Raw genomic sequence first — 19,122 nt, 5'->3', positions numbered from 1 at the left:
GGGTCCCTGATTACATCACCACGCGCACAAGATGATGCGCGTGCAGGGCACGATAGAGATTATCCAACTGCTCACGCGAGACGGCCCGCACGGTAAAAGTCAGGCCAGTGTAATTGCCCGCCTTGCTGGGCCGCACTTCAATGGTGGCGGCGTCAAAGTCGGGGTCGTGCTCCAGAACAATGGCCAGCAATTCGTCTTGCAGGGTGTCGTGGGTCTGGCCCATGACTTTGATAGGAAAGTCACTGGGATATTCAATTAATGATTCTTCGGGTGAAATTGTCATGCTTGCTCCGCAGCCTTGATGGCCTTGTCATAGCCTTCGCGCAATTTGGCAAAGACAGGGCCGGGTAGCCCGTCACCGACGGGCTGACCATTAAATACAACGATGGGCAGCACCTCTTTGGTCGCTGACGTCATCAAAATTTCGTCGGCAGTGTCGACCTCTGCGCGTAAGATCTGCCGTGCCTGGAAAGCAATGCCTGCCTGAGCGGCAAGCTCCTCCATCAAACTGTAGCGCACCCCTTCCAGGATCAGGTTGTTGCGCATGGGGGCCAGCAAGGTGCCATCGCGCACGATCCAGATATTGCAGGAAGCCCCCTCTGTCAGAAAACCATCTCTGAACTGAATGACCTCGTCCACACCCGCCTGGACAGCTTGCTGCTTAGCCAACACATTACCCAGCAACGAAGTAGATTTTATATCGCAACGCAACCAGCGCTCATCGTCAATGGCCACAGCCTTCAAACCCGTCTCGCGCTCTTGCTGCACACGCTTGAAAGGCGAGACCATGATGAAAATACTGGGTGACACATGGTCCGGAAAGGCATGATCACGCTTGGCAACGCCACGGGTCACTTGAATGTAGACCATGCAGTCAGCGCCCCGGCCCGAGCGGGCCAGCATATCCAGCACCAGCTTTTCCCATTCACGGCGGCTAAAGGGATTGTGAATCCCCACTTTCGCCAGGCTGCGCTCCAGACGCCCCAGATGCCCATCAATACGAAAGGGTTTGCCATGGTAAGCAGGCACGACATCGTAGATACCGTCGCCAAAGATGAAACCTCGATCCAGTACCGAAATCTTGGCCTCACCCAAGCGCACGAAATCGCCATTCAGGTAAACAATGCTATCGGGGTCAATGCCTGCAATCATAGGGTTTAGTCTCGCACCAAAGGGTTACTCAAACATCAAGCGCACTTTGTCGGCCATACGTCCGAAAAAACCTGCCTCGGGCACATCTTCCAGCACCAGCAAAGGCTGCTCAGCCAATACCTTGCCATCCAGGGACAAAGTCAGTGTACCGACCTTGTCTCCCTTGCTCAACGGGGCCAGCAAGGGCTGGGTGTAGTTGGCAACCGGTTTGATTTCCGAGGACTTGCCACGAGGAACCGTCAGCCACAAGGGCTGGGCTGTACCCAAACCTACGTTCTCGACTTCGCCTTCCCACACGCGGGCGGTGACCGCCGGGTTATTGGCGTCGTACAGCTTGACCGTTTCAAAGTTCTGGAAGCTCCAGTTCAACAGCTTCAGACTATTTTCTGTACGAGCTGCATCGTTGGCCGTCCCCACGACCACCGAGACGACACGGCGGCCATCACGCAGGGCCGTAGACACCAGGCAGTAACCCGCTGACTGGGTATGGCCGGTTTTTAGTCCATCCACCGTATTGTCCAGCCAAAGCAGACGGTTGCGGTTGGGCTGCTTGATGTTGTTGTAGGTGTATTCTTTTTGGCTGTAGTAATGCAGGTACTGGGGAAAGCGGGCGACCAGCGCTGCGGACAACACACCCAGATCGCGCACCGATGTCAGGTGCTCGGGATCAGGCAAGCCGGTGGAGTTCTTGAAATGTGTCGCGGTCAAACCCAGTTTGGCCGCCTCTTCGTTCATCAGGGCGGCAAAGGCGCCTTCGCTACCCGCAACGGCTTCGGCCAACGCCACCGAGGCATCGTTACCCGACTGCACGATCACACCTTGCAGCAGATCGTTCACCGACACTTGCGAATTGACTTTGACAAACATGCGCGAGCCTTCGGTACGCCAGGCCTTGTCAGAGATCACGACGTTCTGGTCCAGCTTCAGGCGGCCTGTCTCCAAGGCATCAAAGACCAGATAGGCTGTCATCAGCTTGGTCAGGGAAGCGGGCTCCACCTGTTCATTGAGTCCTTCTGCCGCGATGATCTGTCCACTATTGACGTCCATGGACAACCAGGCACGCGCTGTCAGACTGGGTGCAGGCACCACGGACAAGTCACCCGGCAAGGCAGGCGTCTGGGCGCCGAGCACTTGCGTGGATTCGGCTGGAGCCGGTGTTTGCGTCTGTGCCTGTGCCACCATAGGCAGTGCCAAGGCAAGGGCCACCACACAACGAGAAAGGACTGGAGATGCAAATTTTTGAATAGAAGTCATGGAAAAAATCGATTGCTTTGACAGTGGCGGAAAGAGCCCATTATGGCAGAGCCATATGGGCCTGTGAGGGGCAGGACCCCTGAGTCTGAGCAGGAAAACGCAACGATTTGAAAGCAAAATCCGACTTAGGTTCCAAACGCAGCCAAATGTCGGCTAATCAGTTCGCGCAACTGAATCAGCTTGCCATGAAAAAAATGCCCAGCCTCAGGTAGTACGACCATGGGCAACTGGTGCTCGCGCGCAAAGTCCATGCCCTCGGACAAGGGAACAACATCGTCGGTTTCCCCGTGCACCAACAGGGTATCGGCAGGAGGACTGACTTCCCGGAAACGAAAGCGATTGACGGCCGTGCCCGTCAAGATGAATACAGGAGGCAAGGGTGCCTGGGCATCTTTCAGGCTGGCATAGACCTGGGCGGCGACAGCGGTGCCAAACGAAAAGCCAGCCAGCATGAATGGGCCTGAGTTCCACTGTGGGAAATGAGCCGGAAACTGCTCGATCAAGGCCAGCATGTCGGCCGTCTCTCCACGGCTGCTATCAAACTCCCCGGCGGACTTGCCCACACCACGGAAATCAGGGCGTACCGCCAGCAAGCCATGCTGAGTAGCACTGCGCGACAGGGTAGTCACGACTTTGTTATTGCGGGCTCCCCCATGCAAGGGGTGAGGATGTAGCAGCAAGGCCCAACCCTTGGGCTCGCCGGCTGGCCAATCCAGAGCACAGTCAATCACCCCGGCCTGGCCGGAAAACTGGATGGTATCTACGCGTTCAGACATGCTCAGATCAAATATCACATAAGATTACGTTTAACTCATCCAGTGTACCGGATTGTCATGAATACCTCTTCTGCATTCACCTTACCCAGCCCTCGCGACATGGTGGCGGAGCTGCGCACGCGCCTGCCTCATTTTCCTCAGATCCGCTGGGTAGACTCGACCGAATCGACAAACGCGGATCTGCTCGCCCTGGCTCGCCAAGAGGCAGGCCCGCGAGTACGTCCCTGGTTATTGGGCGCGCATCTGCAAAGCCGTGGCCGCGGGCGGGCGGGACGCACCTGGGAAAACAGCGTAGGCGCCAACCTGATGTTTTCCTGTGCCTTCGACATTTTTTTACCCGCACGCCAACTGCCCACACTCTCGCCGTTGTCCGGCCTGGCCACGACCGAGGCACTTCGCCAGTTTCTGGAGCCTGCGCTGCGCAATCGACTGGCCATGAAATGGCCCAATGATGTGCTGTGGGATCAAGCCAAACTATCCGGCATCCTGGTCGAGGCCACCCGAGCTAGCGCCGCCCCCAGCTCCAACGACCATCATGTGGTGATTATCGGCATTGGATTGAATCTGCGTGAAGCCGCCACCCTTAGCCTGAACACCCAGCGAGCTGTTGCCGACTGGACCAGCATTGCCGAACAGTCGCGCCAGGCTTCGCTGACGCGTTGCTCGGATATCGTTGCCAAGGTTGCCCAGAGTCTGTATCTGAGCCTGAATCATGTCACGGCCCATGGCTTTGCTGACTTGCCCGCTCGTTATGCACAGGTCGATGCCCTTATTGGGCAACAAGTCCATATCATCGACAATGGCCACATCCTGCATACCGGCATCGTGACAGGCATCAACACCTCCGGGCAACTGCTGTTGCGCCACCCCGATGGCTCGGAACGTGCGGTTACCGTAGGCGAAGTTTCCGTTCGCGCCCAACGTTGATCGCTATACTGGCATTCTTTTAGCTCTGACGACCCGGTATGACCCTGCTTATCGATTCTGGCAATACCCGCATCAAACTGGGGTGGTGTCATCCTTTAACCGGCGTGCGCGAGGACCAGGCGGTAAGCCTGCATGCGGACCAGCTAGATCAGTTGGCAAGCTGGCTGGAAGCCGCTCACGCTCCGCTGCAGGCGTTTGCCAACCAAAAAGGCGTGCAGGCACTCGGCGTGAATGTGGCAGGCCCCCAGGTTCAGGCGCAGATTGATGCCGCCGTACGCCGTCTGGGTTTGGGCCCGGTGCGCTGGCTACAGGCCCAGGAACAGGTTTTTGGCCTGCACAACGATTATGAGCAAGCCAGTCAATTAGGTGCAGACCGCTGGGCCGCTTTGCTGGGCCTGAGCGACTTACTGGCCCAGGAACACCCTGACGAGCAGGGCGCTTTACTGATCAGCTTTGGGACTGCCACAACCATCGATCTTCTAGGCCCCGCGCAAAACGGAATACGCCATTTTCTGGGCGGCTCCATTCTGCCGGGCCCCAGCCTGATGCTGGCCTCCCTCAAGCAAAATACGGCACAGTTGCCGCAGGCACACGGACAAACCGCCGCTTTTCCACGCAACACACAGTCGGCAATCAGCACGGGCGTTGCAGCCGCGCAAGCTGGTGCGGTGTTGCGCCAATGGGAAAAGGGACGCCAGCATCTGGGGCACAGCCCTCTGATCTTTCTGGCCGGAGGCGGCCGGGCATTGGCACAGCAGGAATTGTCCGAACAGCTCCATCACCACTGCCGCTTGATAGCGATCGCTCCGCCGACCCTCTATGAGCTGGATACCCCTGCCTTGCGCGGGCTGGCCCTTTTTGCCTGCCGAAATTGAACGGCTTGAAAGGCCGCGACGGGATGGCCCACGTTCGCCCGCGTGACCCCTGGATACGTTTGGCATTAAAACGGATGAACTTAAACTGCCCTGCCCTTACAATGCCGGGCTGAACTGTATTTTTTTTTCCGGGCATCGACGATGCGACTGCTTTTCATACTGATCCTGGTGGCGAACGTCGCCCTGCTGGCCTTTGGACAAGGCTTTTTTGGCACGCCCCCCAGTGAGCAAGGCCGCGAGCCTCGTCAGTTCTCGCAGCGCAATCAAGATGCCATTCAACTTGGAACCCCGGCCCATCCGGCGCCCGCTTCCCCTTGATCCTCGATTGCCGACACTATGAAACCTATACGCAAAGCTGTTTTCCCCGTCGCCGGTCTAGGCACACGTTTTCTGCCTGCCACCAAGGCCATGCCCAAGGAAATGTTGCCAATCGTCGACAAACCCCTCATTCAGTATGCGGTCGAGGAAGCCATTGCCGCCGGGGTCACCGAATTGATCTTCATCACCGGCCGCAATAAGCGGGCCATTGAAGATCACTTTGACAGCATCCCAGAGCTGGAACAGGAACTGGCCGGCAAAAACAAGCTGGAACTGCTGGATGCGGTCCAAAATATTATTCCCAGCCATGTCAGCTGTATATATACCCGCCAGCCGCGCGCGCTGGGTCTGGGACATGCGGTTCTGTGCGCCGCACCCATTGTGGGCAACGAACCCTTCCTGGTTCTGCTGGCGGACGACCTGATCGACGCCAATACCCCGGTATCACGACAACTGGTTGAAGCGGCCCATCAATACAATGGCAGTATTGTTGCCACTCAAAATGTAAATAAAAATGAAACAAATAAATATGGAATAGTTTCCGGCGACTTAATCGATTCCAAAGCCACCCGACTTAATGGAATCGTTGAAAAACCAGCACCGGAAGTGGCTCCTTCTACGCAAGCCGTTGTGGGCCGTTATGTATTGGAACCGGAAATCTTTGACCACCTGCGACGCACTCAAGCAGGGGTGGGCGGAGAGATTCAATTAACGGACGGAATTGCCAGCCTTTTGAAAAGTCGTGCGGTATATGCCTATGAATATGAAGGCACACGTTACGACTGTGGTAGCAAATCAGGATTCTTTCATGCTACGCTTGAATTTGGTCGTAAATACCACGGACTTTAACGAGGGGCGCAGAGGGGTCCGCACGCATAACAAGCTTGGTTGTAATTGTTGTTCAAACACTGCCTGAAAAACCACGCAAAGGGCGATTTAGCTTGACTTACAGGCTAAATACCCCCTACGATTGGCAGTGCAGGATTTCAAGTTCGTCGAAGTTTGTTCAATACGGTATTGTTTCTAATACTCATTGCCCTGATTTTTACATCTTGACAATCTTTTTTGAGCAGATTGCTCGTCATTTTTAGGGAATGCAGGAAATGCAAACAGAAACCGGTATCGTGAAATGGTTCAATAACGAAAAAGGCTACGGCTTTATCTCCCCCGACAACGGTGGCAAAGATCTTTTCGTTCACCATTCCGACATCTTGGGCACAGGCTTTAAATCCTTGGAAGAAAACCAGCGCGTTTCGTACGTGTCGGCCGAAGGCCAAAAAGGCCCACAAGCTAAGAGCATCCAAAAACTGTAAATCGATCTCGATCAGTTTTTAGAACTCAAAAAAGCCCGCGTCATGCGGGCTTTTTTTATTCAACTTGTTCCAGATCAGGTCAAGCTGTCTACAAATCGCCACAAACTCCAGCGCCAGTCAAAACCGAATACTTATTAGCTAATAAGCAAGCCGGTATTTAATCGCGAATCTGAGCCAGTCCCGAAAGTACGCGTTGCACTGCGCCCTCATGCATCTGAACCCAATGTAAGCCTGCATCTGCCATTTTGTGATGGCGCGCGGGATCATCCACCAGCTCTACCGCCTGCTGCAAAGCCAGGGCGGGGGTACTGGCCCGAATGGCGGCACCCGCCTGCATGGCATCTTGCATGGCCTGGGCAAAATTATGCGTATGAGGCCCCACAATGACAGGCACCCCCACTGCGCAGGCTTCAATAAAGTTTTGACCACCCAAAGGTTGAAAACTGCCCGCGACAATCGCCACCCGGGCCATGCCGTAGTACCAGTGCATTTCGCCCAGCGTATCGCCCAGCAGCACGTCGACCTCGCGACACGCCTCAACCGCACTGGTGCTGGTATCGCCCTGTTTCAACAGTTCACTGCGACGCACTGCGCGCAGCCCCCGTTGATTCAAGTAGTCGGCAGCCTCGTCAAAGCGTTCAGGATGTCGCGGCACCACGACAAACAGAACGGGACTGTGCAATTCGCTGCCCTGTTTACGCTCACGACGCAAATAATGCGCGATCGCATCAATAAAATCCATATGCTCGGTCTCGCGCGTACTGGCAATGACCACCACGCGGCGGCCCAGGTCACTGGCAAAACCTCGACCACGCGCAATTTTCTCCTGCGGCAATACGACGTCAAACTTCAGGTTTCCCGATACCCGGACCCCTTGGGCCCCAGCCAGCTCCAGACGCTGGGCATCAGCCAGGCTCTGCGCGTAAATCAGCTGAAAAGATCGATATGCCTCGCGCATGACTGAGCCAGCTTTCAGGCTGGTGCGCAGGGCGCTTTCTGAAAAGCGAGCACTGGCCAGCATCATGGGAACACCCTGCCGACGCGCAGCGGCCAGCAGATTGGGCCACACCTCGCGTTCGATCAGCACACCGGCACACGGCCGGTAGTGGGCAAAGAAGCGCCGTACCGAGCCGGGGAAGTCATAAGGCAACCATTGCTGCACCAACTGCCCGCTGGCAATTTCAGCCGCAAACGCGTTTGCCCCTTCTTCACGGCCCGTCACGGTCATGTGTGTCAGCAGGACCGTTTCACCCTGATCGAGCAAGGCCCGGATCAAGGGCTGCGCGGCCCGTGTTTCGCCCAGGCTGACCGCATGCACCCATACAGGCGCTTTTTCAAGGGTGGGCGCAGAACCGTAAAAACCAAAACGGGGGCCTGACAACACTTGCCATTGCCCACCGGCGCGACGAGCACGCAGACCCATCCAGGCCATCAAGGCTGGAGCCAGAATGCGTATGGAGGCGGTATAAAAGAATCGGTTCACCCGTTTTGGCCTCGTTATGAAATCAGCAACCACCCGACCCGGCTTGGGGTGCTACCGAAAAACTACAGAAAACGGTGCGAGGCAGAAAAACCTGCCCTCAAACAGGGCCGCAGACCCTTTGGCACCGCGTATTGTAAGCACAAAGCCGGCTCTCAAAAAACAAATTGGCCATCCAGGTCAAACTAGTTTTTTTGCGTATCCAGCAAAGCGCCCTGGGGCGCGGTCGTACGTCCCAACGCCTGATCGATGGCACAGAGTACCGTTTCCGCGGAGGGAGGATGACCTCGCTCTCCCAGACTGGCGGTATAAGCCGAACCTTCCAAAGGCGTGCGCACAGGTGTGGAGGCTTTATAGATACCGATCGTGGGGCGGCCCAAACCGGCCGACAAATGCGTCAGGCCACTGTCCAGCCCCACCATGATTTGCGCCCCGGCCAATTGCAAGGCGATCGGCGTCAGCTCCATACGTGGCATGACCTGGGCCTGGCTGCGGCCAGCGATCAGAGTTTGGGCACGTTCGGACTCGGCAGGGCTGCCAGCCAGCAGGCGCAAAGCCATCCCCTCCTCCTGGAGGCGATCGAACACCTGTTGCCAGTTCTCGGGGTCCCACAGCTTATCGTCGCGACTGGCCGAGGGCATGATGATGGCATAGGGATCACCGTCCTTGGGGGCCTGCGCCGCCAGAGCCTGCAAACCGAAATCCGGCGCTCCGTCAAACTGGTAGCCAAAGGCGGAGGCTGCCAATGTTCGCTGACGAAGCACGGCAGGCTGCCAGAAGGCGACTCGATGGCGCACATCATAGAAAAGCGAGGCAAGGGGTTCCCGGGCCGACTTCCAATCCAAGCCATGTCGGCGCCCCTTGGTCTGCCTGACCAGCCAAATGGATTTCATCAGGGCCTGCATATCGAGGACAACATCGTACTGGCGCGATTGCAGTTGCTCACGCAAGGCAGCGCGCTCCTGACGCGTCTGGGCAGACCACCATTGCTTGCGCCAGCGCCGATGCGCCACGGGAATGACGTCGTTTACCGCCGGATGCCAGCCCGGAATCTGGGCAAAGCTCTCTTCTACAAGCCAGTCAATTTGTGCACCGGGCACATGGCGTGCAATGTCCGAGATTGCTGGCAACATATGAACCAGATCTCCCAATGAGGACGTACGCACAATCAATATCTTGCAAGTCATGGGCGAATTATAGTGGTGGCCGCGTCCAATCCATCAAAGATGCATAAAAATATCCATCTGCTCTTGTTCTGTGCCGCAACCGCCATCAGGCATAATAGAACTGCCTATTTTCAGGACCGGAAACATGATTGATCTCAAACAGATCGAAGCCTTTGTATGGGTTGCCGAACTTGGCGGTTTCCGGGCGGCTGCCGAAAAGCTCAACACGACCCAACCATCTATTTCTCAGCGCATCGCCGGACTGGAATCCAGTCTGGAACTGCGTTTGTTTGATCGGGGCGCCCGGGGCATCAAACTGACAGACAAAGGCCAGGAGCTACTGTCACATGCACAGCGCATGCTGGATCTGCGCACCGAAATGCTGCGCGCTGCCAAAGAACAAAATGCCATCCGCGGGCTGCTACGCCTAGGGGTGGCTGAAACCATTGTGCAGACCTGGCTACATGAGCTGATCGACAAGCTGCACCAGGAGTACCCGGCCCTGGTCATCGAGATCCACGTCGACACCACGAGCGTGCTGCGCCAGCAACTGGCCAGTTTCCAGATTGATATGGCCATGATTGTGGGCGTTGGCCAAGACCCTAAAGAACAATGCATCCGCTTATGTGCGTATCAGTTGGGCTGGGTCGCCAGCCCGACCCTGAAGCTGCACGGCCGCAAAATCAGCGTTTCCGAGCTAGGGGTTTACCCTGTAATCACCTATCCGTCCGGGAGCGTTCCGTACCTGGCCACACGCGAAGCATTGCTGCGTGCCGGCGTCAAATCACCCCGTATTTTTGGCAGTGCATCCCTGAGCACCATCGTGCAAATGACACGTCATGCCATGGGCCCCAGCGTGCTGGCCCCAGCGGTCATAAAAGACGAGCTTTCCGAGGGAAAACTGCGACTTTTGAAGGTCGATCAGTCCCTTCCGGACATCGAATTTTTTGCCTGCTGGATGGACTCGCCCGACAGTCATATTGCTCGCGTCGTCGCCAATCACGCACAAGAAATCGCCCAACAATACATGCAGACCGATAAGTAATCGTTATGGCCTAGGATTCAAACATACGATTGGACACAAATTATCTGATCGGTTGCAATCCGAGGCTGTGATCAACCCCCTTTGTGCGAGTGGTCATCATGAACCTGCAAACCCTGCCTGTGCTAGCGCCCGAGGCCCAGAAGTGGCGCGAGCTGATCCGTCAACAAATCCATACTGGTCCCACTGCAGGACTGGCCGCAGGCTATGTGCAGGCCAACCTGATGATTCTTCCCAAAGAGTGGGCCGACGAGTTTTTGCTGTTTTGTCAGCGCAACCCCAAGCCCTGCCCGTTGTTGGCCGTGACCGAACCCGGTCAATTTCAGGTCCCGACCCTGGGTGGCACGATTGATCTGCGCACGGACTTCCCCCGTTACCGCATCTGGCAAAATGGCGAGCTCGGAGCCGAGCCACTGAGCATTACCGAAGTCTGGCGCGAGGATCTAGTGTCCTTTCTGATCGGCTGCTCCTTTTCGTTTGAAGAGGCCCTGCTGGCCGACGGAATTGATGTGCGCCACATCAGTGCGGGGGTGAACGTGCCCATGTATCGCAGCTCCATCCAGACTCAAGGTACGACGCGCCTGTCCGGCCCGCTGGTAGTATCGATGCGGCCCATGCGTGCTGCCGATGCCATCCGCGCCATTCAGATCACCTCGCGCTTTCCATCGGTACACGGCGCTCCGGTACATATTGGCGATCCGTCCCTGATCGGAATCGGCGACCTGCAAAAGCCCGACTATGGTGATGCTGTGCCAGTCGGTCCTGACGAATTACCCGTTTTCTGGGCCTGCGGCGTTACTCCCCAAGCCGTCGCCGCCCAGGCCAAGCCGCAGTTTTGCATCACGCATGCCCCTGGCCATATGTTGATTACCGACTTGCCCAACACACGGCTGGCCGCGCTTTAAAAATTGGACCGGCACTGTCCGGTCACCCCTCTGGGTTCAATATGCAGCCCCCTGCCCAAAAGGGGGGCGCACTCTATCAACCATACAGCTGGACCGCTATTAGGAGCACCTTATGAAAAAAATCGTACTGACCTCCCTGGCTTTAGGCTCGCTGGCCCTGGGCTCTGCCGCCATGGCCCAGGAACTGCCCAAGACCTCCCTGAAAGTAGTCGGTGGCTTGAGCAATCTGACCGCCTACCAGAATACCGAGCAGCCCTTCTGGACCAAAAAGGTGCCTGAGCTGTCCGGTGGCCAGATCACTGCCGATATCAAAGGTTTCAACGACATGGGCCTGAAAGGTCCTGAAATCATGCGCCTGATCAGCCAGGGCGTGATTCCTTTCGGTACGGCCACCCTGGCTTACTTCGCCAGCGACAACTCGATTAACGAAGCCATCGACCTGGCCGGTCTGGCACCCGATATCGAAGTGGCCAAAAAACTGACCGACGCGTTCACGCCTGCCTACGAAGATTTCTATGCCAAGAGCAACGTCAAGGTACTGGGCTTCTCGACCTACCCTGCCCAGGTCCTGTTTTGCAATGGCAACTTCAATGGCCTGAGCGACCTGAAAGGCAAGAAAGTGCGCACCAGCAGCCGCACCCAGGCTGAATTTGTCCAGGCTCTGGGTGGCAACAGCGTCACCATCCCATTTGGTGAAGTCGTTCCTGCCCTGCAAAACGGCGTGGTTGACTGCGCGATTACCGGCTCCATGTCCGGCTACTCGGCCAAATGGTACGAAGTCAGCTCCAAGCTGTATGAAATGCCAATCAACTGGAACCAGCAGATTCACGCAGCCAACCTGGGAACCTGGAACAAGCTGGACCCCAAAGTCCAGGAGTTCCTGGCCAGCAACATCAAGGCCATGACGCAAGACATCTGGGCTGCCGCTGCCAAGGAAACCCAGGAAGGTTATGACTGCAATACCGGCTCCGATGCGTGTACCCAGCCCGTCAAAGGCAAGATGACGCTGGTCAAGCCAACCGACGCCGACCGCGAACTGCTGAAGAAAGTCATGAGCGAAACCGTGGTGCCCAAATGGGCCGAGCGTAGCTCCGCTGACACCGTGGCTGCCTTCAACGCCAGCCTGAGCCCGATCTTGGGCTTTGAAGCCAAGAAGTAATCTGTACGTACCGCCTGCCACCCATCCTGCGGTGGCAGGCCGCCTGTCCTTCAGGCCCCTCCCTCCTAGACCCTGTACGGGGTAGACACCATGGAAAATACCGAAAAATTCGCCATGCTGAACCGCTTGCTGTCCGGTGCCACGACCCTGTCGCGCATCGCCATCTGGTTCGCAGGCAGCCTGACATTGATCAGCGCCCTCTATATCACCGCGGACGTTCTGTTTCGCAAATTCAGTGGCAGCTCTCTGGGCGGCTCGGATGAGCTATCTGGCTACGCCTTTGCCATCAGCATTTCCTGGGCACTATCTTTTGCCACCCTGCAACGGGCCAATATCCGTATCGACGCCATCTACCAGCACCTGCCGGTCCGTCTGGCCGCCTTGCTGGACTGGATTGCTCTGGTGGCCCTGTCTGTTTTCATTGTCTACCTGACCTTGTACGCCACTGACGTGGCCGGCCTGTCCTGGACCAACCAGTCCACTGCCAACACCGCCATGGGCACTCCCTTGTGGATTCCGCAGTTCCTGTGGGTGGGCGGTCTGATTTGGCTGTGTGTCGTTTTGGCCCTGATGCTGCTGCGCTCCAGCCTGGCCCTGATTACGGGTGACCTGGCCGGTATCCGGTCCCTGTGCGGCATCCGCAGTACCCAGGAAGAAGCGTCCGAAGAAGCCGAGGCTGGCAAACGCATGGTGCAAGGAGACGCCAAATGATTACCACCGCACTGACTCTCTTGCTCGTTCTGATCGGATTGAGCATTCCCGTGGGCGCTGCCCTGGGTGTTTTGGGCCTGATTCTGGACCCGCTGTATTCCATGTTGCCGCTCACTGGCGCCCTGGGTGAGATTTCCTGGGGCACCAGCAACGAATTCCTGCTGGTGGCCATTCCCCTGTTCATCATGCTGGGCGAGATCCTGCTGCGCTCCGGTATGGCCGAACGCATGTACAACGCCATGAGCCTGTGGCTGTCCTGGCTGCCAGGCGGCCTGATGCACGCCAATATCGGGGCCAGCGCCCTGTTTGCCGCCACTTCCGGTTCCAGCGTGGCCACTGCCGCCACCGTGGGCACCGTGGCCCTGCCGCAGATCAAGAAACAAGGCTATAACGAGCCCCTGTTCCTGGGCAGCCTGGCCGCAGGCGGTACCTTGGGCATTCTGATTCCGCCTTCGATCAACCTGGTGATCTACGGCGTGCTGACCAATACCTCCGTGCCCAAGCTGTATCTGGCCGGCATCATCCCCGGTTTGGGCATGGCCCTGCTGTTCATGCTGGCAATCGCTGCCGCGTGCATGGTCAAGCCTAAATGGGGCGGCACCAAGATCAAGGCTAGCTGGGGTCAGCGTTTTGCCAGCCTGGTGCATCTGGTTCCACCCCTGGGTATTTTCTTGCTGGTCGTGGGCTCGATTTACGCCGGTGTTGCCACCCCGACCGAGGCTGCTGCCCTGGGTGTGGTCGGCGCCTTGATTCTGGCTGCCTTCTCGGGCCGCATGAGCTGGACCATGATCAAGGAAGTGCTGGAAGGCACCATGAAAGCCACGGCCATGATCATGCTGATCGTGATCGGCTCGGCTTTCCTGAACTTTGTCATGTCCGCCACGGGCCTGACCAACGCGCTGACTGACGCCATCACCGGGCTGGGTGTCTCGCCCATGGTGATGCTGATGATCATCGTGGTGTTCTACCTGGTGCTGGGCTGCTTCATGGAAACCCTGTCCATGATGATCACGACTATCCCTATCGTGGCTCCCATCATGATCGCTCTGGGCTTTGACCCGGTTTGGCTGGGTATTGCCATCATCATTCTGGTGGAAGTGGCGCTCATCACCCCTCCTGTTGGTCTGAACCTGTTTGTGGTCCAGAGCCTGCGCAAGAGCGGCAGCATGAACGACGTGATGCTGGGCAGCCTGCCTTTTGTGATCATGTTGCTGGCCATGGTGGGCCTGCTGGCTATCTTCCCGGATCTGGCTTTGTGGCTGCCACGCCTGTTCGGTTAATCCCAATCTGTCTTTAAGTTAACGAGTACTGCTATGCGTTTGACCTTTGAACTGGCCCAGGCCACCCACACTGAAATCATCGAGGCTGATCTGCAGCACTGCATCGTGGCCGGTTGGGCGGGCCGTGATCTGGCCGCCATCGAGCACCACATTGAAGAGCTGGCCGAACTGGGCGTACCACGCCCCAGCTCGGTACCGCTGTACTACCGCATCGCGGCCAACCAGATGATTCAGGATGCCGACATCCAGGTCGTGGGCTCGGGGTCGTCGGGCGAGACTGAGGTATTTGTCTTCACTCATCAAGGCCGCCTGCTGGTGAGCCTGGCGTCCGATCACACCGATCGTGTTCTGGAAGCGCATAGCGTTGCCCTGTCCAAACAGATCTGCGCCAAACCCATTGCCCGCGAAGCCTGGTTGTTCAGCGACGTGGCAGAGTACTGGGACGAGCTGATCATCCGCGCCTACATTCAGGAAGACGGCAAGGAAGTCCTGTACCAGGACGGTCCCTTGTCCACACTGAAAAATCCGCTGGAGCTGATCGAGGGCTACTTCCAGTCCACCACCATGCCGGAAGGCTACGGCATGACCTGCGGCACCGTCGGCGCGATCGGAGGCATCCGTCCCGCTGCCCAGTTCACCATGGAACTGTATGACCCCCGCCGCGAACGCAGCATCCGCCACACCTATGTGGCTGAAGTCCTGCCCGAAGTAGCCTAAACTGGCCCAGCCCGCCCCACCCATTTATTTAGCGAGTGATCCATGCTAGCGACTATTACCGAACTGCAACGTGCTCTTGATCGTGGCGAAACCACCTCGGTCGAACTGACTCGGCAAGCCCTGGAACGTATCCAGGACGACAGCCGTGACGGCGCTGCCACGTTCATCGAAGTATTTGCCGAACAGGCTCTGGCAGCGGCCAAGGCTTCCGACATCTTGCGTGCGGCCGGTCTGAGCCGCTCGCTGGTCGAGGGTCTGCCCATGTCGGTCAAGAACCTGCATGACATCGCCGGCTACATAACGTTGGGTGGGTCGACAGTGCTTAAAGATGCTGAGCCTGCCGAGCAGCACGCCACCATTGTGGAACGCCTGCTGCGCGCCGGCGCCATTTTGATCGGCTCGACCAATATGACCGAATTTGCCTTCTCCGGTCTGGGCATCAACCCTCACTACGGCACTCCGCGCTCCGTTTGGGATCGTGACAATGCCCGTATCCCCGGGGGCTCGTCCTCCGGCGCCGGGGTCGCGGTTGCCCAGGGCATGTCGGTCTTTTCCATTGGTACCGATACCGGCGGCTCGATTCGTATCCCTTCGGCCTTTAACGGCCTGACCGGTTTTAAACCCACTGCCGAGCGTGTCCCCAGCGAAGGCACCATGCCCTTGTCCCGCAGCCTGGACTCCAACGGCCCCTTGGCGGTTTCTGTTGAGTGCTGCGCCATTGTTGATGCCATCCTGACCGACCAACCTTATGTACCTGTGGCGACTCCTGCCCTGGAAACCGTGCGCCTGGCCGTACCCAAGACCTTTGTCTTTGATGGCATTGATCAGACGGTACGCGCCGCCTTTGACCGCGCCATCGCCTTGCTGCGTGAGCACGGCGCAGTCGTTGAGGAAATTGACCTGCCCGAGTTTGAGCAGTTGCCCCACATCAACCGCAAAGGCGGCTTTGTCTGCGCGGAAGCCTGGTCCGTTCACCGTGACACCCTGCAAAGCAAGGGCGAACAATATGATCCACGTGTGGCCTCGCGCATCCTGCGCGGCAAGGACATCGACTGCGCTGACTACATCGAACTGCAGGATACCCGCCAAGCCTGGATCAGCGCGGTCGAGAGCCGTCTGGAGTGCTATGATGCCGTGCTGATGCCGACCGTACCCGTCGTCGCCCCGCGCATTGCCGATCTGCAGGCCTCGGACGAGGTGTACTTCGCCACCAACGGCCTGGTTTTGCGCAATCCCACACTGATCAACTTCCTGGACGGCTGCGCCCTGTCCCTGCCCTGCCACGCTGCCGGTGAGGCCCCGGTCGGCCTGATGGTGGCCGCTCCTGCCTACCATGACGAACACTTGCTGGCAGTAGGTGCAGCGATCGAACGGGTATTGCCCTTGCGCGGACGCTAATCCGCTAAGATGAAGTTCGTTTCAGGACGGCCACCCGGCCGTCCTTGTGCTTTGCGTCGGGAGCCTGTCATGAGCACAACCCAGTCTTCCTCCTTGCCCCGAACCAGTCTGACACCGACAGCCTTTCCCTTGGCGGGGGTGCTCATCCTGATTCTGTCGTCCTGGGCGCTGTCGGGACTGGATGCCAGTGGCAAATGGATCATGGGCTTTGGCGTGCCCTTGCTGGTGATGTGCTGGTTTCGCTACGTGGTCCATCTGGCCCTGGTGTTGGCGCTGGTGCTGCCCGTCAAAGGACACAAGATTTTGCGCAGCACCCGGCCCAAAGCGCAAATACTGCGTGGCACCGTGATGATGCTGTCCACCTTTTCATTTTTCACGGCACTGAGCTATCTGCCTCAGGCTGAGGCCACGTCCATTAATTTCCTGGCACCCTTGCTGGTGCTGTCGGTCGCTCCCTGGATTCTGAAAGAACCACCTCGTCTGAGCCGCTGGATAGCAGCCGGAGTCGGGTTCCTGGGGGTGCTCATCATCATCCGACCAACGGCCGGCCTGGACCCGCTTGGGGTGATGTTTGGTTTGATCACCGCCTGCATGTTCGCCACACAATTTATCGCGACCCGTCGCGTGGCGGTGGACAACTCACTGACCACACTGATCTGGAGCGGTGCCGTTGGCAGCATCTGCCTGACCATTGCCCTGCCTTTTCTTTTACCCGCAGCGCTGCCCGCCCTGAAAGAGCTGACCATTTTCCAATGGTTGATTCTGATTTCTACCGGCCTGTGGGGCTGCCTGGGACACTTGCTGCAAATTCAGGCTTATCAGCGAGCGTCGGCCTCGTTGCTGGCCCCCTTTGTCTACCTGCAAATCGTGGCGGCCGCCGCGCTGGGCTGGTTGATCTGGGGTCAGTTCCCCGACATGTTTACCTGGATCGGAATTGGCGTGGTCTGTGCCAGCGGTATTGTGATTGGAGCGCTGGAGTGGCGGCGCCAGAAGCAATCCGGCGCCTGACTCGTTGGCGCGAACTTAGCGCGATTGCCAGCCCTGCACAAAGACGGCGACGGGCTGGCGTTTGGAACCGGCTTTTTGCAGCTCCAGCAAACGTAAGACCCCTTCACCGCAAGCCACATCAATACCTTGGGCACTGACGTTCAGAATCTGACCCGGTTCTGCGCAATGCGTCTGTTCTACCACCTGAGCGCGCCACACCTTCACAGGCTGCTCCAAACCGGGCAAGGACAGAGTGGAGCCGGGCACTGGGTCAAACGCACGAATACGGCGCTCCAGTTCCTTGGCTGGCCGGCTTAAATCCAGCACCGACTCCGCCTTGGACAATTTCTCGGCATAGGTCACACCTGCCTCTGGCTGAGGAACGGCCTGCAAGGTGCCATCACGCAAGTGCTGCAAGGCGGCCAGCAAGGCCTGCGCCCCCAGTTGAGCGAGATCGTCATGCAAGGTGGCAGCACTGTGGTCATCGCGAATGGGCAGCTCGCTGCGCACCAGCATATCGCCGGTATCCAAGCCTTCATCCATCTGCATGATGGTGATGCCCGTTGCCGCATCGCCTGCCTGAATGGCCCGCTGAATAGGGGCCGCGCCACGCCAGCGGGGCAGCAGACTGGCGTGAATATTGAAGCAGCCATAACGTGGCAGCTCCAAGGTCCACTTGGGCAAAATCAAACCATAAGCGGCCACCACCATCAAATCGGGCTGCACGTCCAACAATGTCTGGCGGGCCTGGGCAGCCTCCTCGGGGTACTTGCCATCCAGGCGCAGACTATGCGGCTGCAGGACCGGGATAGCAGCCTTCAGGGCGGCCTGCTTGACCGGGCTGGGGCTCAGTTTCATACCCCGACCCGCCGGGCGATCCGGCTGCGTCATGACCAAGGGAACCTCAACACCCTGGGCTAGCAGCGCTTCCAAGGCCACACGAGCGAAATCTGGGGTACCGGCAAAAACAATACGCATGGCAACTATTGCCCTGCCTTCAGGGCTTCACGCTGCTGCTTGCGCAAACGGCTGCGAATACGCTCACGTTTGAGCACGGACAGATACTCCACAAACACCTTGCCATCGAGGTGATCCAGCTCGTGCTGCACACACACCGCCAGCAGGCCGTCGGCTTCTTTCTCGTACCACTGCCCGTTTTCGTCCTGGGCCTTGAAACGGATACTGGCCGCACGCTCGACCTTGTCATAAGTATCGGGCACGGACAGGCAACCCTCTTCGTACACCTTCAGCTCTTCACTTTTCCAGGTGATTTCCGGGTTGATCAGCACCAGCAATTCATTGCCGCTTTCAGACACATCAATTACCACCACCCGCTCGTGGACATCCACCTGGGTCGCAGCCAGGCCTACACCGGGCGCGTCATACATGGTCTCGGCCATATCCTTGACCAGTTTGCGAATGCGGTCATCGACCTCCTGCACAGGTTTGGCCACCGTGTGCAATCGGGGGTCAGGAAATTTAAGGATGGGAAGCAAAGCCATTGTCATGTCCGAAGAAAAAGCGATAAGTCGATATAATAAAACAAGTTTCAGAGCGGCATCCGATTGCCCCGGCACACCACGACGCCCTGGCCACCAAACGACATCCACCCTGGATAAAAATATCGGGGTTACACCGAACACGGTTTCGTTTCGTGCCACA

Annotated in this window: 21 protein-coding genes; 13 read left to right on the top strand and 8 right to left on the bottom strand. The window is 57.8% G+C overall.

Annotated elements, in window-relative coordinates:
- Positions 1–10 precede the first annotated feature (10 nt).
- The 4 genes from RSQ48_RS01220 to RSQ48_RS01205 form a co-directional block, all read right to left on the bottom strand.
- Positions 11–283, bottom strand: a complete 273-nt coding sequence (locus tag RSQ48_RS01220) for a DUF493 family protein (protein WP_003804783.1) — start codon at positions 281–283, stop codon at positions 11–13.
- Positions 280–1,152, bottom strand: coding sequence for a D-amino acid aminotransferase (locus RSQ48_RS01215; protein ID WP_240209209.1), 873 nt, complete (start codon positions 1,150–1,152; stop codon positions 280–282). The genes RSQ48_RS01220 and RSQ48_RS01215 overlap by 4 nt, the downstream gene beginning before the upstream one ends.
- Before the next feature lie 24 nt (positions 1,153–1,176).
- Entirely contained in the window at positions 1,177–2,406 is a 1,230-nt protein-coding gene (locus RSQ48_RS01210) for a D-alanyl-D-alanine carboxypeptidase family protein (RefSeq protein WP_207307392.1), read from the bottom strand.
- A 125-nt stretch (positions 2,407–2,531) separates the two neighbouring features.
- Positions 2,532–3,182: an alpha/beta hydrolase gene (locus RSQ48_RS01205; RefSeq protein ID WP_039944040.1), complete on the bottom strand. Its 651-nt coding sequence runs from the start codon at positions 3,180–3,182 to the stop codon at positions 2,532–2,534.
- A 57-nt stretch (positions 3,183–3,239) separates the two neighbouring features.
- Between RSQ48_RS01205 and RSQ48_RS01200 the strand changes: the two genes are divergently transcribed.
- The 5 genes from RSQ48_RS01200 (at position 3,240) to RSQ48_RS01180 (ending at position 6,615) form a co-directional block, all read left to right on the top strand.
- Positions 3,240–4,109, top strand: coding sequence for a biotin--[acetyl-CoA-carboxylase] ligase (locus RSQ48_RS01200; RefSeq protein WP_240209208.1), 870 nt, complete (start codon positions 3,240–3,242; stop codon positions 4,107–4,109).
- 38 nt (positions 4,110–4,147) lie between these two features.
- Positions 4,148–4,984 carry a type III pantothenate kinase gene (locus RSQ48_RS01195; protein ID WP_240209207.1) on the top strand — a complete coding sequence of 279 codons (837 nt, stop codon included), beginning with the start codon at positions 4,148–4,150 and terminating at the stop codon, positions 4,982–4,984.
- Between the two features lie 141 nt (positions 4,985–5,125).
- Entirely contained in the window at positions 5,126–5,302 is a 177-nt protein-coding gene (locus RSQ48_RS01190) for a hypothetical protein (RefSeq protein WP_003804797.1), read from the top strand.
- An 18-nt stretch (positions 5,303–5,320) separates the two neighbouring features.
- Entirely contained in the window at positions 5,321–6,151 is an 831-nt protein-coding gene (gene galU, locus RSQ48_RS01185) for a UTP--glucose-1-phosphate uridylyltransferase GalU (RefSeq protein WP_003804800.1), read from the top strand.
- Positions 6,152–6,405: 254 nt separating this feature from the next.
- Positions 6,406–6,615: a cold-shock protein gene (locus RSQ48_RS01180; protein WP_026483779.1), complete on the top strand. Its 210-nt coding sequence runs from the start codon at positions 6,406–6,408 to the stop codon at positions 6,613–6,615.
- 157 nt (positions 6,616–6,772) lie between these two features.
- On the opposite strand, the gene RSQ48_RS01175 is transcribed toward RSQ48_RS01180, so the two are convergent.
- Entirely contained in the window at positions 6,773–8,098 is a 1,326-nt protein-coding gene (locus tag RSQ48_RS01175; protein ID WP_059318349.1) for a 3-deoxy-D-manno-octulosonic acid transferase, read from the bottom strand.
- A 182-nt stretch (positions 8,099–8,280) separates the two neighbouring features.
- Positions 8,281–9,282, bottom strand: coding sequence for a lipopolysaccharide heptosyltransferase I (gene waaC, locus RSQ48_RS01170; protein WP_039944030.1), 1,002 nt, complete (start codon positions 9,280–9,282; stop codon positions 8,281–8,283).
- A 124-nt stretch (positions 9,283–9,406) separates the two neighbouring features.
- On the opposite strand from waaC, the gene RSQ48_RS01165 reads away from it, so the two are divergent.
- The 8 genes from RSQ48_RS01165 (at position 9,407) to RSQ48_RS01130 (ending at position 17,481) form a co-directional block, all read left to right on the top strand.
- On the top strand, positions 9,407–10,306 hold the full coding sequence (locus RSQ48_RS01165; protein ID WP_240209206.1) for a LysR family transcriptional regulator: 900 nt from the start codon (positions 9,407–9,409) through the stop codon (positions 10,304–10,306).
- Positions 10,307–10,404: 98 nt separating this feature from the next.
- Complete coding sequence (locus RSQ48_RS01160; protein ID WP_240209205.1) at positions 10,405–11,208, top strand: putative hydro-lyase; 804 nt, start codon at positions 10,405–10,407, stop codon at positions 11,206–11,208.
- A gap of 112 nt (positions 11,209–11,320) precedes the next feature.
- The gene (locus tag RSQ48_RS01155; RefSeq protein WP_003804813.1) at positions 11,321–12,367 is read left to right on the top strand and encodes a TRAP transporter substrate-binding protein; all 1,047 of its coding nucleotides are present in this window, start codon (positions 11,321–11,323) and stop codon (positions 12,365–12,367) included.
- A gap of 90 nt (positions 12,368–12,457) precedes the next feature.
- Positions 12,458–13,078, top strand: a complete 621-nt coding sequence (locus RSQ48_RS01150; RefSeq protein WP_003804814.1) for a TRAP transporter small permease subunit — start codon at positions 12,458–12,460, stop codon at positions 13,076–13,078.
- Positions 13,075–14,358 carry a TRAP transporter large permease gene (locus tag RSQ48_RS01145; RefSeq protein WP_003804816.1) on the top strand — a complete coding sequence of 428 codons (1,284 nt, stop codon included), beginning with the start codon at positions 13,075–13,077 and terminating at the stop codon, positions 14,356–14,358. Before RSQ48_RS01150 ends, RSQ48_RS01145 begins: the two co-directional genes overlap by 4 nt.
- Positions 14,359–14,391: 33 nt before the next feature.
- Positions 14,392–15,075: a DUF2848 domain-containing protein gene (locus RSQ48_RS01140; RefSeq protein WP_219235452.1), complete on the top strand. Its 684-nt coding sequence runs from the start codon at positions 14,392–14,394 to the stop codon at positions 15,073–15,075.
- Between the two features lie 42 nt (positions 15,076–15,117).
- Positions 15,118–16,473 carry an amidase gene (locus tag RSQ48_RS01135; RefSeq protein WP_240209204.1) on the top strand — a complete coding sequence of 452 codons (1,356 nt, stop codon included), beginning with the start codon at positions 15,118–15,120 and terminating at the stop codon, positions 16,471–16,473.
- Positions 16,474–16,542: 69 nt separating this feature from the next.
- A complete protein-coding gene (locus RSQ48_RS01130) occupies positions 16,543–17,481 on the top strand; it encodes a DMT family transporter (RefSeq protein ID WP_240209203.1) in 939 nt (312 codons plus the stop codon).
- A 15-nt stretch (positions 17,482–17,496) separates the two neighbouring features.
- Here the strand turns inward: RSQ48_RS01130 and fmt are convergent, their stop codons facing one another.
- Positions 17,497–18,438, bottom strand: coding sequence for a methionyl-tRNA formyltransferase (fmt, locus tag RSQ48_RS01125; protein WP_059318354.1), 942 nt, complete (start codon positions 18,436–18,438; stop codon positions 17,497–17,499).
- 5 nt (positions 18,439–18,443) lie between these two features.
- A complete protein-coding gene (gene def, locus RSQ48_RS01120; RefSeq protein WP_003804827.1) occupies positions 18,444–18,962 on the bottom strand; it encodes a peptide deformylase in 519 nt (172 codons plus the stop codon).
- Between the last annotated feature and the right edge of the window lie 160 nt (positions 18,963–19,122).

Source organism: Alcaligenes sp. SJTW-7, from assembly GCF_047716895.1.
Classification (GTDB): Bacteria; Pseudomonadota; Gammaproteobacteria; order Burkholderiales; family Burkholderiaceae_B; genus Alcaligenes; species Alcaligenes ammonioxydans.
The sequence above is the reverse complement of the archived record's forward strand: the minus strand, read 5'-3'. Positions and strand labels throughout refer to the sequence as shown.

Coding starts and splice junctions, on each gene's coding strand:
- RSQ48_RS01220 (WP_003804783.1), bottom strand. CDS start 283: ATGACAATTTCACCCGAAGAATCATTAATTGAATATCCCAGTGACTTT.
- RSQ48_RS01215 (WP_240209209.1), bottom strand. CDS start 1,152: ATGATTGCAGGCATTGACCCCGATAGCATTGTTTACCTGAATGGCGAT.
- RSQ48_RS01210 (WP_207307392.1), bottom strand. CDS start 2,406: ATGACTTCTATTCAAAAATTTGCATCTCCAGTCCTTTCTCGTTGTGTG.
- RSQ48_RS01205 (WP_039944040.1), bottom strand. CDS start 3,182: ATGTCTGAACGCGTAGATACCATCCAGTTTTCCGGCCAGGCCGGGGTG.
- RSQ48_RS01200 (WP_240209208.1), top strand. CDS start 3,240: ATGAATACCTCTTCTGCATTCACCTTACCCAGCCCTCGCGACATGGTG.
- RSQ48_RS01195 (WP_240209207.1), top strand. CDS start 4,148: ATGACCCTGCTTATCGATTCTGGCAATACCCGCATCAAACTGGGGTGG.
- RSQ48_RS01190 (WP_003804797.1), top strand. CDS start 5,126: ATGCGACTGCTTTTCATACTGATCCTGGTGGCGAACGTCGCCCTGCTG.
- galU (WP_003804800.1), top strand. CDS start 5,321: ATGAAACCTATACGCAAAGCTGTTTTCCCCGTCGCCGGTCTAGGCACA.
- RSQ48_RS01180 (WP_026483779.1), top strand. CDS start 6,406: ATGCAAACAGAAACCGGTATCGTGAAATGGTTCAATAACGAAAAAGGC.
- waaC (WP_039944030.1), bottom strand. CDS start 9,282: ATGACTTGCAAGATATTGATTGTGCGTACGTCCTCATTGGGAGATCTG.
- RSQ48_RS01165 (WP_240209206.1), top strand. CDS start 9,407: ATGATTGATCTCAAACAGATCGAAGCCTTTGTATGGGTTGCCGAACTT.
- RSQ48_RS01160 (WP_240209205.1), top strand. CDS start 10,405: ATGAACCTGCAAACCCTGCCTGTGCTAGCGCCCGAGGCCCAGAAGTGG.
- RSQ48_RS01155 (WP_003804813.1), top strand. CDS start 11,321: ATGAAAAAAATCGTACTGACCTCCCTGGCTTTAGGCTCGCTGGCCCTG.
- RSQ48_RS01150 (WP_003804814.1), top strand. CDS start 12,458: ATGGAAAATACCGAAAAATTCGCCATGCTGAACCGCTTGCTGTCCGGT.
- RSQ48_RS01145 (WP_003804816.1), top strand. CDS start 13,075: ATGATTACCACCGCACTGACTCTCTTGCTCGTTCTGATCGGATTGAGC.
- RSQ48_RS01140 (WP_219235452.1), top strand. CDS start 14,392: ATGCGTTTGACCTTTGAACTGGCCCAGGCCACCCACACTGAAATCATC.
- RSQ48_RS01135 (WP_240209204.1), top strand. CDS start 15,118: ATGCTAGCGACTATTACCGAACTGCAACGTGCTCTTGATCGTGGCGAA.
- RSQ48_RS01130 (WP_240209203.1), top strand. CDS start 16,543: ATGAGCACAACCCAGTCTTCCTCCTTGCCCCGAACCAGTCTGACACCG.
- fmt (WP_059318354.1), bottom strand. CDS start 18,438: ATGCGTATTGTTTTTGCCGGTACCCCAGATTTCGCTCGTGTGGCCTTG.
- def (WP_003804827.1), bottom strand. CDS start 18,962: ATGGCTTTGCTTCCCATCCTTAAATTTCCTGACCCCCGATTGCACACG.